Here is a 14476-nt window from a genome sequence, read left to right on the forward strand (position 1 = left end):
CCGAAGAGCGATCATCCATCCGGGTGGTCGCTCTTCGGCGTATCCGGAGGGTGACCGCGGTTGCCTTGCACTCGTGAGGGCGAGAGGTATGGTGATCTTCGTCGTGCCTCCGGACGGCCCGGTTCCGGTGGGAGGCTCTTGACGAACCGCACGCAGCGCGCAATTCTCAGGACGCGTCGTCACAAGGATCCGAATCCGAGGCATGGATCGACGGCGAAGAGGGCAGTATCAACGTGCGTTGAAGGGCAGCATGCCGAGGGCGTTGACAAGAGCGGTGAGCACAGCGAGGGTCTCGACAAACCCGCACTGGACATCAGTGTGCCAAGTGGCTACACTGACCCTTTGCGCTGCCTGTTAGCTGTCCCCTGCCCGTCACCAGGGGTCTGCCCTCACTCGAGCATCGATGACCGAAGCCCCCCTGACCTGGGGTTTCCGCCTCCGTGTTTGAGGGAGGGGCCGGTACGCGCGTAGTGAGTCCGAGCCCTCGGAAGGACCCCCTCTTGGCCGCCTCGCGCAACGCCTCGACCGCGAATACGAACAACGGCGCAAGCACCGCCCCGCTGCGCATTTCCTTTGCAAAGATCAAGGAGCCTCTCGAGGTTCCGAACCTGCTCGCGCTGCAGACCGAGAGCTTTGACTGGCTGCTCGGCAACACCGCTTGGCAGAGTCGGGTCGAGGAGGCTCTGGAGAACGGTCAGGACGTCCCCACCAAGTCCGGTCTGGAGGAGATCTTCGAGGAGATCTCCCCGATCGAGGACTTCTCCGGGTCGATGTCCCTGACGTTCCGGGACCACCGCTTCGAGCCGCCGAAGAACTCCATCGACGAGTGCAAGGACCGCGACTTCACGTACGCCGCCCCGCTCTTCGTCACCGCCGAGTTCACCAACAACGAGACCGGTGAGATCAAGTCCCAGACGGTCTTCATGGGCGACTTCCCGCTCATGACGAACAAGGGCACTTTCGTCATCAACGGCACCGAGCGTGTCGTGGTGTCCCAGCTGGTCCGTTCCCCCGGTGTCTACTTCGACTCCTCCATCGACAAGACGTCCGACAAGGACATCTTCTCCGCCAAGATCATCCCGTCCCGGGGTGCCTGGCTGGAGATGGAGATCGACAAGCGCGACATGGTCGGTGTGCGCATCGACCGCAAGCGCAAGCAGTCGGTCACCGTCCTTCTGAAGGCACTCGGTTGGACCACCGAGCAGATCCTCGAAGAGTTCGGCGACTACGAGTCGATGCGCGCCACCCTGGAGAAGGACCACACCCAGGGCCAGGACGACGCGCTGCTGGACATCTACCGCAAGCTGCGTCCGGGCGAGCCCCCCACGCGCGAGGCCGCGCAGACGCTCCTCGAGAACCTGTACTTCAACCCGAAGCGCTACGACCTCGCGAAGGTCGGCCGCTACAAGGTCAACAAGAAGCTGGGCGCCGACGCCCCGCTGGACGCGGGCATCCTGACCGTCGAGGACATCATCTCGACGATCAAGTACCTGGTGCAGCTGCACGCCGGTGAGACCGAGACCACGGGTGACAACGGCGGCACGATCGTCGTCGAGACCGACGACATCGACCACTTCGGCAACCGTCGTCTGCGCAGCGTCGGCGAGCTCATCCAGAACCAGGTCCGTACGGGTCTGGCTCGTATGGAGCGCGTCGTGCGCGAGCGCATGACCACCCAGGACGTCGAGGCGATCACGCCGCAGACCCTGATCAACATCCGGCCGGTCGTCGCCTCCATCAAGGAGTTCTTCGGCACCAGCCAGCTGTCGCAGTTCATGGACCAGAACAACCCGCTGTCGGGTCTCACCCACAAGCGCCGTCTGTCGGCGCTTGGCCCGGGTGGTCTCTCCCGCGAGCGGGCCGGCTTCGAGGTCCGTGACGTGCACCCCTCGCACTACGGCCGCATGTGCCCGATCGAGACGCCCGAAGGCCCGAACATCGGTCTGATCGGCTCGCTCGCCTCCTACGGCCGGGTCAACGCGTTCGGTTTCGTCGAGACCCCGTACCGCAAGGTCATCGACGGCCAGGTCACCGACGAGGTCGACTACCTGACCGCCGACGAGGAAGACCGCTTCGTCATCGCGCAGGCCAACGCCCCGCTGACGGACGAGCTCCGCTTCGCCGAGGCCCGCGTGCTGGTCCGCCGCCGCGGCGGCGAGGTCGACTACGTCGGTGGCGAGGACGTGGACTACATGGACGTCTCGCCGCGCCAGATGGTGTCGGTCGCGACCGCCATGATCCCCTTCCTGGAGCACGACGACGCCAACCGTGCCCTCATGGGCGCGAACATGATGCGTCAGGCCGTTCCGCTGATCAAGTCCGAGGCCCCGCTCGTCGGCACCGGCATGGAGTACCGCTCCGCCGTCGACGCCGGCGACGTCGTCAAGGCCGAGAAGGCGGGTGTGGTCCAGGAGGTCTCCGCGGACTACATCACCACGGCGAACGACGACGGCACGTACATCACGTACCGCCTGCACAAGTTCTCCCGCTCCAACCAGGGCACCTCGGTCAACCAGAAGGTCATCGTCAACGAGGGCGACCGGATCATCGAGGGCCAGGTCCTCGCCGACGGTCCGGCCACCGAGAACGGTGAGATGGCCCTGGGCAAGAACCTGCTCGTGGCGTTCATGCCGTGGGAGGGTCACAACTACGAGGACGCGATCATCCTGTCGCAGCGCCTCGTGCAGGACGACGTCCTCTCCTCGATCCACATCGAGGAGCACGAGGTCGACGCCCGTGACACCAAGCTCGGCCCCGAGGAGATCACCCGGGACATCCCGAACGTCTCCGAGGAGGTCCTCGCCGACCTCGACGAGCGCGGCATCATCCGCATCGGTGCCGAGGTCATCGCCGGTGACATCCTCGTCGGCAAGGTCACGCCCAAGGGTGAGACCGAGCTGACCCCGGAGGAGCGCCTGCTGCGCGCCATCTTCGGTGAGAAGGCCCGTGAGGTCCGCGACACCTCGCTGAAGGTGCCGCACGGCGAGACCGGCAAGGTCATCGGCGTGCGCGTCTTCGACCGCGAGGAGGGCGACGAGCTGCCGCCGGGCGTGAACCAGCTGGTCCGCGTCTACGTCGCGCAGAAGCGCAAGATCACCGACGGTGACAAGCTCGCCGGCCGACACGGCAACAAGGGTGTCATCTCCAAGATCAACCCGATCGAGGACATGCCGTTCCTGGAGGACGGCACCCCGGTCGACATCATCCTCAACCCGCTGGGTGTGCCGTCCCGAATGAACCCGGGACAGGTCCTGGAGATCCACCTCGGGTGGCTCGCCAGCCGCGGCTGGGACGTCTCCGGCCTCGCGGAGGAGTGGGCCGAGCGCCTTCAGGCCATCGGCGCCGACCAGGTCGCCCCCGGCACCAACGTCGCCACCCCGGTGTTCGACGGTGCCCGCGAGGACGAGCTGGCGGGTCTGCTCCAGCACACCATCCCGAACCGCGACGGCGAGCGCATGGTGCTCCCGACCGGTAAGGCGCGGCTGTTCGACGGCCGTAGCGGTGAGCCGTTCCCGGACCCGATCTCGGTCGGCTACATGTACATCCTGAAGCTCCACCACCTGGTCGACGACAAGCTGCACGCGCGTTCGACCGGTCCGTACTCGATGATCACCCAGCAGCCGCTGGGTGGTAAGGCGCAGTTCGGTGGCCAACGCTTCGGCGAGATGGAGGTGTGGGCCCTCGAGGCCTACGGCGCCGCGTACGCCCTCCAGGAGCTGCTCACCATCAAGTCCGACGACGTCACCGGCCGCGTGAAGGTGTACGAGGCCATCGTCAAGGGCGAGAACATCCCCGAGCCCGGCATCCCCGAGTCCTTCAAGGTGCTCATCAAGGAGATGCAGTCGCTCTGCCTGAACGTGGAGGTGCTGTCCAGCGACGGCATGTCCATCGAGATGCGTGACACCGACGAGGATGTCTTCCGCGCTGCGGAGGAGCTCGGCATCGACCTGTCCCGGCGCGAGCCGAGCAGCGTCGAAGAGGTCTGACGGGAGTCCGGCGGGGCCCTCACCCACAGGGCCCCGCCGACCCCCAGGCCCCCGTTTCAGACCACAGACTCACGAACCTGAGAGGGATTGACGCATAGTGCTCGACGTCAACTTCTTCGACGAGCTCCGGATCGGCCTGGCCACCGCTGACGACATCCGTCAGTGGAGCCACGGTGAGGTCAAGAAGCCCGAGACCATCAACTACCGCACCCTGAAGCCCGAAAAGGACGGACTCTTCTGCGAGAAGATCTTCGGTCCGACCCGGGACTGGGAGTGCTACTGCGGCAAGTACAAGCGTGTCCGCTTCAAGGGCATCATCTGCGAGCGCTGTGGCGTCGAGGTCACGCGCGCCAAGGTGCGCCGTGAGCGGATGGGCCACATCGAGCTCGCCGCTCCCGTCACCCACATCTGGTACTTCAAGGGCGTCCCGTCCCGCCTGGGCTACCTGCTGGACCTCGCCCCGAAGGACCTGGAGAAGGTCATCTACTTCGCGGCGTACATGATCACGTACGTCGACGAGGAGCGCCGCACCCGCGACCTGCCCTCCCTGGAGGCGCACGTCTCCGTCGAGCGTCAGCACATCGAGAACCGCCGCGACTCCGACCTGGAGGCCCGCGCCAAGAAGCTCGAGACCGACCTGGCCGAGCTGGAGGCCGAGGGCGCCAAGGCCGATGTGCGCCGCAAGGTGCGCGAGGGTGCCGAGCGCGAGATGAAGCAGCTGCGCGACCGCGCGCAGCGCGAGATCGACCGCCTCGACGAGGTGTGGAACCGGTTCAAGAACCTCAAGGTCCAGGACCTGGAGGGCGACGAGCTGCTCTACCGCGAGCTGCGCGACCGCTTCGGCACGTACTTCGACGGCTCGATGGGCGCCGCGGCGCTGCAGAAGCGCCTGGAGTCCTTCGACCTCGACGAAGAGGCCGAGAAGCTCCGCGAGATCATCCGCACCGGCAAGGGCCAGAAGAAGACCCGTGCCCTCAAGCGGCTGAAGGTCGTCTCCGCGTTCCTGCAGACCTCCAACAGCCCCAAGGGCATGGTCCTGGACTGCGTCCCGGTCATCCCGCCGGACCTGCGTCCGATGGTGCAGCTGGACGGTGGCCGCTTCGCGACCTCCGACCTGAACGACCTGTACCGCCGTGTCATCAACCGCAACAACCGCCTGAAGCGGCTTCTCGACCTCGGCGCGCCCGAGATCATCGTGAACAACGAGAAGCGCATGCTCCAGGAGGCGGTCGACGCCCTCTTCGACAACGGCCGTCGCGGTCGCCCGGTGACGGGCCCCGGCAACCGTCCGCTGAAGTCCCTCAGCGACATGCTGAAGGGTAAGCAGGGTCGATTCCGTCAGAACCTGCTCGGCAAGCGAGTCGACTACTCGGCGCGTTCCGTCATCGTCGTCGGCCCGCAGCTCAAGCTGCACCAGTGCGGTCTGCCCAAGGCGATGGCCCTGGAGCTGTTCAAGCCGTTCGTGATGAAGCGCCTGGTCGACCTGAACCACGCGCAGAACATCAAGTCGGCCAAGCGCATGGTCGAGCGCGGCCGCACCGTGGTGTACGACGTCCTCGAAGAGGTCATCGCCGAGCACCCGGTGCTGCTGAACCGTGCGCCCACCCTGCACCGCCTCGGCATCCAGGCCTTCGAGCCGCAGCTGGTCGAGGGCAAGGCCATCCAGATCCACCCGCTCGTCTGCACCGCGTTCAACGCGGACTTCGACGGTGACCAGATGGCCGTGCACCTGCCGCTGTCCGCGGAGGCGCAGGCCGAGGCCCGCATCCTGATGCTGTCCTCGAACAACATCCTCAAGCCGGCCGACGGCCGCCCGGTGACGATGCCGACCCAGGACATGGTCCTCGGTCTGTTCTTCCTCACCACCGACGGCGAGCTGCGTGACGTCAAGGGCGAGGGCCGCGCGTTCGGTTCCACGGCCGAGGCGACCATGGCGTTCGACGCGGGCGAGCTCGCGCTCCAGTCGCCGGTCGACATCCGCTTCCCGGTGGGCACCATCCCGCCGCGCGGCTGGACCCCGCCGGCCCGCGAGGAGGGCGAGCCCGAGTGGCAGCAGGGGGACTCGTTCCGTCTGCGCACCACCCTGGGCCGCGCGCTCTTCAACGAGCTGCTGCCCGAGGACTACCCGTTCGTCGACTACTCGGTGGGCAAGAAGCAGCTCGGCGAGATCGTCAACGACCTGGCGGAGCGCTACCCCAAGGTGATCGTGGCGGCGACGCTCGACAACCTGAAGGCGGCCGGCTTCTACTGGGGTACCCGCTCGGGTGTCACGGTGGCCATCTCCGACGTCGTCGTGCCCGAGGCCAAGAAGGCCATCGTCGCGGGCTACGAGGCCCAGGACGAGAAGGTCCAGAAGCAGTACGAGCGCGGTCTGATCACCAAGGAAGAGCGCACTCAGGAGCTCATCGCGATCTGGACCAAGGCGACCAACGAGGTCGCCGAGGCGATGAACGAGAACTTCCCCAAGACCAACCCCATCTTCATGATGGTTGACTCGGGTGCCCGAGGAAACATGATGCAGATGCGGCAGATCGCCGGTATGCGTGGTCTGGTGTCGAACGCGAAGAACGAGACCATCCCGCGTCCGATCAAGGCCTCGTTCCGTGAGGGCCTGTCCGTGCTGGAGTACTTCATCTCCACCCACGGTGCCCGTAAGGGTCTGGCGGACACCGCTCTGCGTACCGCCGACTCGGGTTACCTCACCCGTCGTCTGGTCGACGTCTCCCAGGACGTCATCATCCGCGAGGAGGACTGCGGCACCGAGCGCGGCCTCAAGCTGGCGATCGCCGAGCGTGGCGAGGACGGTGTCCTGCGCAAGACGGGCAACGTCGAGACGTCCGTGTACGCGCGCTGCCTCGCCGAGGACATCGTGGTCGACGGCAAGGTGCTGGCCCCGGCCGGTACCGACCTCGGCGACGTGCTCATCGACGAGCTGGTCAAGCACGGTGTGGAGACGGTCAAGACCCGCTCGGTCCTGACCTGTGAGTCCGCCGTCGGCACCTGCGCCATGTGCTACGGCCGTTCGCTGGCCACCGGCAAGCTGGTCGACATCGGTGAGGCGGTCGGCATCATCGCCGCCCAGTCCATCGGTGAGCCCGGTACCCAGCTGACGATGCGTACCTTCCACACCGGTGGTGTGGCCGGTGACGACATCACCCAGGGTCTGCCGCGTGTCGTCGAGCTCTTCGAGGCCCGTACCCCGAAGGGTGTCGCCCCGATCTCCGAGGCCTCCGGCCGCGTGCGGATCGAGGAGACCGAGAAGACGAAGAAGCTCGTCGTCACCCCGGACGACGGCAGCGACGAGACGGCGTTCCCGATCTCGAAGCGTGCCAAGGTCCTGGTCCGCGAGGGCGAGCACGTCGAGGTGGGCCAGCAGCTCACCGTGGGTGCCACCAACCCGCACGACGTGCTGCGCATCCTGGGTCAGCGTGCCGTCCAGGTCCACCTGGTCGGCGAGGTCCAGAAGGTGTACAACTCGCAGGGTGTGTCGATCCACGACAAGCACATCGAGATCATCATTCGGCAGATGCTGCGCCGCGTGACGATCATCGAGTCGGGCGACGCGGAGCTGCTGCCCGGCGAGCTGGTCGAGCGTTCGAAGTTCGAGACCGAGAACCGTCGTGTGGTCCAGGAGGGCGGTCACCCCGCCTCCGGTCGTCCGCAGCTGATGGGTATCACCAAGGCCTCGCTGGCGACGGAGTCCTGGCTGTCGGCCGCCTCCTTCCAGGAGACGACCCGAGTCCTGACGGATGCGGCGATCAACGCCAAGTCCGACAGCCTCATCGGCCTCAAGGAGAACGTCATCATCGGTAAGCTCATCCCGGCCGGTACGGGTCTGTCCCGCTACCGCAACATCCGGGTCGAGCCGACCGAGGAGGCCAAGGCCGCGATGTACTCGGCCGTCGGCTACGACGACATCGACTACTCGCCGTTCGGCACGGGCTCCGGCCAGGCCGTTCCGCTGGAGGACTACGACTACGGTCCGTACAACCAGTAAGCGAGCAGTCTGAAGGGCGGCCACTCCCCATCGGGGGGTGGCCGCCCTTCGGCGTTTTCGGGCGCCCTCTTTTTTCGCCGTGAGTGGCCGAAGCGCATCAGGTTTACTGTACGGTCGTGCCTTGGGGGAGGGGGAGGCGGTATTTCTCCGCGAGGGGTACGCGAGCGGGGTCAACAATCGGATGTATTTCGCCGTGCGCCTCGGGGAGGGGGGTGTCGCGGGTGGAATTCCATGACGCCAGGAACCCGGTGCGTGCCCCGACGGGCTCCCGCGGGGACCTCGGCTCCGACGCGTCGCGCCCGGTCATTCCGCTGGTCGGAGGCGTGGGCGTGGGGCTGCTGTCGTGCGTGCTCGCCGTCGCGGTACAGCGGCGCGGGCGGTGGCCGGGGCGCGCGCATTCCGCGGTTCCGGCCCTTTCATGAGATTCAGGGGGAGTAAATGATCGACGTCTTGTTCTGGGTTATCGGCAGTTGTTTCTTTCTCGCGGGGCTTTTCTTTCTCTTCGGCGCCTTCCTGATGTTCCTCGGGTGGTGCCAGGACAAGAAGCAGGTGCCGTTCATGAAATTCCTGGCGTGGGCCGGGGCGGGGGTCGGGTCGGAGGTGCTGATGCTGGTCTTCTACACGTGCAAGCCGTAGCGGGTGATCTTCGAGGCGGCTCGCGCCGAGCCGCCGGCTGGGTCACTCTGGAGTGGGGTGCCCAGGCCCGTTCTCCGGCCGTCCCGCCCGACATGCGCCACCCCCTCACCTGTGATAAAAGACCCACACCCCGCCCTCGCCCCCTTTCTGTTTTGACCGGAGTCTGTCGCCTGGGTACGCTCAGACCTTGTGCCTGGGGTGTGCCCTGGCTGCTGTGCGTGCCTTGAAACCGTACGGCGAGCCACAACCGGCCACCGTAATTCGCGCCCTTCTCGCCTCACGGCGGAAGCCGGACGGATTCGACACACCCGACCGCGTGGGTCGGAGGCGTTCCAGGTTAGCTTTACCTATTCGGCACACAGAAACCGGAGAAGTAGTGCCTACGATCCAGCAGCTGGTCCGTAAGGGCCGGCAGGACAAGGTCGAGAAGAACAAGACGCCCGCACTCGAGGGTTCGCCCCAGCGTCGTGGCGTCTGCACGCGTGTGTTCACGACCACCCCGAAGAAGCCGAACTCGGCCCTGCGTAAGGTCGCGCGTGTGCGTCTGACCAGCGGCATCGAGGTCACCGCTTACATTCCGGGTGAGGGACACAACCTGCAGGAGCACTCCATCGTGCTCGTGCGCGGCGGCCGTGTGAAGGACCTGCCTGGTGTTCGCTACAAGATCATCCGCGGCTCCCTCGACACCCAGGGTGTCAAGAACCGCAAGCAGGCCCGCAGCCGCTACGGCGCCAAGAAGGAGAAGTAAGAATGCCTCGTAAGGGCCCCGCCCCGAAGCGCCCGGTCATCATCGACCCGGTGTACGGCTCTCCTCTGGTGACCTCCCTCATCAACAAGGTGCTGCTGAACGGCAAGCGCTCCACCGCCGAGCGCATCGTCTACGGCGCCATGGAGGGTCTGCGTGAGAAGACGGGCAACGACCCGATCATCACGCTGAAGCGCGCGCTTGAGAACATCAAGCCCACCCTTGAGGTCAAGTCCCGCCGTGTCGGTGGTGCGACGTACCAGGTTCCGATCGAGGTCAAGCCCGGTCGTGCCAACACGCTCGCGCTGCGCTGGCTCGTCGGCTACTCCCGCGCCCGTCGCGAGAAGACCATGACCGAGCGCCTGCTCAACGAGCTTCTCGACGCGTCCAACGGCCTCGGCGCCGCTGTGAAGAAGCGCGAGGACACCCACAAGATGGCCGAGTCCAACAAGGCCTTCGCGCACTACCGCTGGTAGTCGCTACCCACATCGAGACCGAGAGAAGACTGAAGCCTTATGGCTACCACTTCACTTGACCTGGCCAAGGTCCGCAACATCGGGATCATGGCCCACATCGACGCGGGCAAGACGACCACCACCGAGCGGATCCTGTTCTACACCGGTGTGTCCTACAAGATCGGTGAGGTCCACGACGGCGCTGCCACCATGGACTGGATGGAGCAGGAGCAGGAGCGTGGCATCACGATCACCTCTGCTGCCACCACCTGCCACTGGCCGCTGGAAGACGTCGACCACACCATCAACATCATCGACACCCCGGGCCACGTCGACTTCACCGTCGAGGTGGAGCGCTCCCTGCGCGTGCTCGACGGTGCCGTGACGGTGTTCGACGGCGTCGCCGGCGTTGAGCCCCAGTCCGAGACGGTGTGGCGTCAGGCGGACCGCTACGGCGTTCCGCGTATCTGCTTCGTCAACAAGCTCGACCGCACCGGTGCCGAGTTCCACCGCTGTGTCGACATGATCGTCGACCGCCTGGGCGCTCAGCCGCTGGTCATGCAGCTGCCGATCGGTGCCGAGGCGGACTTCAAGGGCGTCGTCGACCTGGTGACGATGAAGGCCTTCGTGTGGTCCGCCGAGGCCACCAAGGGCGAGATGTACGACGTCGTCGACATCCCGGACACGCACACCGAGGCTGCCGAGGAGTACCGCGGCAAGCTGCTCGAGGCCGTGGCCGAGAACGACGAAGAGATCATGGAGCTGTACCTGGAGGGCGAAGAGCCTTCCGTGGAGCAGCTGTACGCCGCGATCCGTCGTATCACCATCGCGTCCGGCAAGAGCGAGGGCACCACGGTCACCCCGGTGTTCTGTGGCACCGCGTTCAAGAACAAGGGCGTCCAGCCCCTGCTCGACGCGGTCGTGCGCTACCTGCCCTCGCCGGTCGACATCGAGGCCATCGAGGGCCACGACGTCAAGGACCCCGAGGTCGTCGTCAAGCGCAAGCCGTCCGACGACGAGCCGCTGTCCGCGCTGGCGTTCAAGATCATGAGCGACCCGCACCTCGGCAAGCTCACCTTCGTCCGGGTTTACTCGGGCCGCCTGGAGTCCGGCTCTTCGGTGCTGAACTCCGTCAAGGGCAAGAAGGAGCGCATCGGCAAGATCTACCGCATGCACGCGAACAAGCGTGAGGAGATCGAGTCGGTGGGCGCCGGTGACATCGTCGCCGTCATGGGCCTGAAGCAGACCACCACCGGTGAGACGCTGTCCGACGACAAGAACCCGGTCATCCTGGAGTCCATGGACTTCCCGGCGCCGGTCATCCAGGTCGCCATCGAGCCCAAGTCGAAGGGCGACCAGGAGAAGCTCGGCGTCGCGATCCAGCGCCTGGCCGAGGAGGACCCGTCCTTCCAGGTCCACTCGGACGAGGAGACCGGCCAGACCATCATCGGTGGTATGGGCGAGCTGCACCTCGAGGTGCTGGTCGACCGTATGCGCCGTGAGTTCAAGGTCGAGGCCAACGTCGGCAAGCCGCAGGTGGCGTACCGCGAGACGATCCGCAAGGCCGTCGAGCGCGTCGACTACACCCACAAGAAGCAGACCGGTGGTACCGGTCAGTTCGCGAAGGTGCAGATCGGCATCGAGCCGCTCGAGGGTGGCGACACCTCGTACGAGTTCGTGAACAAGGTCACCGGTGGCCGTATCCCGAAGGAGTACATCCCTTCGGTGGACGCCGGTGCGCAGGAGGCCATGCAGTTCGGCATCCTGGCCGGCTACGAGATGACCGGTGTCCGTGTCATCCTCCACGACGGTGCCTACCACGAGGTCGACTCCTCCGAGCTCGCCTTCAAGATCGCCGGCTCGCAGGCCTTCAAGGAGGCCGCGCGCAAGGCTTCGCCCGTGCTCCTTGAGCCGATGATGGCCGTCGAGGTCACCACGCCCGAGGACTACATGGGTGAGGTCATCGGCGACATCAACTCCCGCCGTGGCCAGATCCAGGCCATGGAGGAGCGGGCTGGCGCCCGCGTCGTGAAGGGCCTCGTGCCCCTCTCGGAGATGTTCGGCTACGTCGGCGACCTCCGCAGCAAGACGTCGGGTCGCGCAAGCTACTCGATGCAGTTCGACTCCTACGCCGAGGTTCCGCGGAACGTCGCCGAGGAGATCATCGCGAAGGCCAAGGGCGAGTAACGCACCGCGTTCGCACGCTTTAGGCTTGACTCCGGAGCCTCAAGGGGCATTCAGCCGAATACCAGGATGAATGCCCCGGGTTCCGGGCTATCCAGCAAAGATCACCTGGCGCCGATGAAGTAAGGCGTACAGAACCACTCCACAGGAGGACCCCAGTGGCGAAGGCGAAGTTCGAGCGGACTAAGCCGCACGTCAACATCGGCACCATCGGTCACATCGACCACGGTAAGACGACCCTCACGGCCGCCATTACCAAGGTGCTGCACGACGCGTACCCGGAGCTGAACGAGGCCACCCCGTTCGACAACATCGACAAGGCGCCCGAGGAGCGCCAGCGCGGTATCACCATCTCCATCGCGCACGTCGAGTACCAGACCGAGGCGCGTCACTACGCCCACGTCGACTGCCCGGGTCACGCGGACTACATCAAGAACATGATCACCGGTGCCGCGCAGATGGACGGCGCGATCCTGGTGGTCGCCGCCACCGACGGCCCGATGCCGCAGACCAAGGAGCACGTGCTCCTGGCCCGCCAGGTCGGCGTTCCGTACATCGTCGTCGCCCTGAACAAGGCCGACATGGTGGACGACGAGGAGATCATGGAGCTCGTTGAGCTCGAGGTCCGTGAGCTTCTCTCGGAGTACGAGTTCCCGGGCGACGACCTGCCGGTCGTCCGTGTCTCCGCGCTGAAGGCCCTCGAGGGCGACGCGCAGTGGACCCAGTCCGTCCTGGACCTCATGAACGCCGTCGACACCGCGATTCCGGAGCCGGAGCGCGACGTCGACAAGCCGTTCCTGATGCCGATCGAGGACGTCTTCACGATCACCGGTCGCGGTACGGTCGTCACCGGCCGTATCGAGCGTGGTGTCCTGAAGGTCAACGAGACCGTCGACATCATCGGCATCAAGACCGAGAAGACCACCACCACGGTCACCGGTATCGAGATGTTCCGCAAGCTGCTCGACGAGGGCCAGGCCGGTGAGAACGTCGGTCTGCTGCTCCGCGGCATCAAGCGCGAGGACGTCGAGCGCGGCCAGGTCATCATCAAGCCGGGTTCGGTCACCCCGCACACCGAGTTCGAGGCGCAGGCGTACATCCTGTCCAAGGACGAGGGCGGCCGCCACACGCCGTTCTTCAACAACTACCGTCCGCAGTTCTACTTCCGTACGACGGACGTGACGGGCGTTGTGACCCTCCCCGAGGGCACCGAGATGGTCATGCCGGGCGACAACACCGAGATGACTGTCTCGCTGATCCAGCCCGTCGCCATGGAGGAGGGCCTGAAGTTCGCCATCCGTGAGGGTGGTCGCACCGTGGGCGCCGGCCAGGTCACCAAGATCGTCAAGTAAGTTCCGCTTGCTTGAAGGTCATTGACCGACCTTTGGAGAGGCCCGTACGACTTCGGTCGTACGGGCCTCTTCGTCGTACCCTGAGCCCGTGAGCAGCCTCCCGCCCGCCGAAGGCCCCGACGAGTCCCCGTCCGACGAGCAGTGGGAGGCGTTCCTGCGGGACGCGATGGAGGGCGGTGACGCGGGCGCCCCCAAGGAGGCATCGGCGCGGGACCGGCTGGCGGCCGCCCGTGTACGACGCCCGAGCGGCCCGCGCCGGCCGCGGCGCCCCCGGTCGTTGACCGCCTGGCTGGCGCGCCCCCGGTCGTTGACCGCCTGGCTGGCGGGCGCGGCGCCCTGGACGGCGGCCGCGGCCGTGGTCGCCTTCGGCGCCTTCCAGATGGGCCTGATCCCGATCCCGCGGTCCTCGCCGCCCGCACCGGCCGCCGGTCCCGCCTCCGGTCCGGCCGAGGCGGTGTCGCTGCCCGGCGGCGGCACCTCCGACGGCGATCAGTGCGGCACCAAGGGCTACCACCACTTCCCGCTCCCGCCGTCCGCCGGTTCCGCCGGTTCCGCCGCGCACGGCCCGCGGCTGGCGCTGAGCCATTACGGCTACGCGGCGGACCCCGACGGCGTGGGCGGCATCGCCATCGGGCTGCGCTTCACCGCGCCCGGCACGGCAAAGCCGCTCCAGCTCTCGCGCACGCTCGGCGGCGAGGGCGTGGCGGTGGAGATCGAGGGCCCGGACGGTCTGGTGGCCGGTGCCCACGGCCTGCCCGTCAGCTGGCCCTCCGCCGCCCGGTCGGGCGCCTCCGTGGACGTGAGCGACGGGGGCGCGGCCGAGGTCGTCCTCCCCGCTCGGGCCATGTGCCCCGGCCACGACGGCGCGTCCGTGGCGAAGTCGCTCCGGTCGCCCGCCGACTCCCACGGCACCGTCACCGGCCCGCCGCCCTACCGCCTGGTCGTCTCCCTGCGCGACCCGGCCGTCGGCGCCCTGCGCACCACCCTCGGCCTGTCGGCGGACGGCGGTCTGCTCAGCGCGGACAACTCGGTGACGGCGGCTCGCTCCTGACCTACCCGTGGGGGAGGGGCGGCAGGTGCCGGGCCCCGCTCCGCGACCGCCGTCCGATCGGCCGGGGACA

General features: G+C 66.7%; 8 protein-coding genes. All 8 read left to right on the top strand.

From position 1 onward, the window contains the following. The first annotated feature begins 500 nt into the window (after positions 1-500). The 8 genes from rpoB (at position 501) to ACLF5H_RS17015 (ending at position 14406) form a co-directional block, all read left to right on the top strand. A complete protein-coding gene (gene rpoB / locus ACLF5H_RS16980; RefSeq protein ID WP_085566112.1) occupies positions 501-3986 on the top strand; it encodes a DNA-directed RNA polymerase subunit beta in 3486 nt (1161 codons plus the stop codon). 97 nt (positions 3987-4083) lie between these two features. Continuing rightward, positions 4084-7983, top strand: coding sequence for a DNA-directed RNA polymerase subunit beta' (locus ACLF5H_RS16985; RefSeq protein ID WP_256640020.1), 3900 nt, complete (start codon positions 4084-4086; stop codon positions 7981-7983). Positions 7984-8421: 438 nt separating this feature from the next. Continuing rightward, the gene (locus tag ACLF5H_RS16990; RefSeq protein ID WP_421676903.1) at positions 8422-8619 is read left to right on the top strand and encodes a hypothetical protein; all 198 of its coding nucleotides are present in this window, start codon (positions 8422-8424) and stop codon (positions 8617-8619) included. 376 nt (positions 8620-8995) lie between these two features. After that, positions 8996-9367 carry a 30S ribosomal protein S12 gene (rpsL, locus tag ACLF5H_RS16995; RefSeq protein ID WP_003948652.1) on the top strand — a complete coding sequence of 124 codons (372 nt, stop codon included), beginning with the start codon at positions 8996-8998 and terminating at the stop codon, positions 9365-9367. Between the two features lie 2 nt (positions 9368-9369). Next, complete coding sequence (rpsG, locus tag ACLF5H_RS17000; RefSeq protein ID WP_003992340.1) at positions 9370-9840, top strand: 30S ribosomal protein S7; 471 nt, start codon at positions 9370-9372, stop codon at positions 9838-9840. 39 nt (positions 9841-9879) lie between these two features. Next, a complete protein-coding gene (fusA, locus tag ACLF5H_RS17005) occupies positions 9880-12006 on the top strand; it encodes an elongation factor G (RefSeq protein ID WP_037657540.1) in 2127 nt (708 codons plus the stop codon). A 155-nt stretch (positions 12007-12161) separates the two neighbouring features. Continuing rightward, complete coding sequence (gene tuf, locus ACLF5H_RS17010) at positions 12162-13355, top strand: elongation factor Tu (protein ID WP_037657541.1); 1194 nt, start codon at positions 12162-12164, stop codon at positions 13353-13355. A gap of 88 nt (positions 13356-13443) precedes the next feature. After that, positions 13444-14406 (top strand): hypothetical protein, encoded by a 963-nt coding sequence (locus ACLF5H_RS17015; protein ID WP_421676904.1) that lies wholly within the window; start codon positions 13444-13446, stop codon positions 14404-14406. The last annotated feature ends 70 nt before the right edge of the window (positions 14407-14476 follow it).

Origin of the sequence: Streptomyces sp. LaBMicrA B280 (assembly GCF_049222185.1) — a bacterium.
Taxonomy (GTDB): domain Bacteria; phylum Actinomycetota; class Actinomycetes; order Streptomycetales; family Streptomycetaceae; genus Streptomyces; species Streptomyces murinus.

Excerpts from the sequence above, each read along its gene's own strand:
- rpsG (WP_003992340.1), top strand. The coding sequence starts at position 9,370 with ATGCCTCGTAAGGGCCCCGCCCCGAAGCGCCCGGTCATCATCGACCCG.
- ACLF5H_RS16990 (WP_421676903.1), top strand. The coding sequence starts at position 8,422 with ATGATCGACGTCTTGTTCTGGGTTATCGGCAGTTGTTTCTTTCTCGCG.
- fusA (WP_037657540.1), top strand. The coding sequence starts at position 9,880 with ATGGCTACCACTTCACTTGACCTGGCCAAGGTCCGCAACATCGGGATC.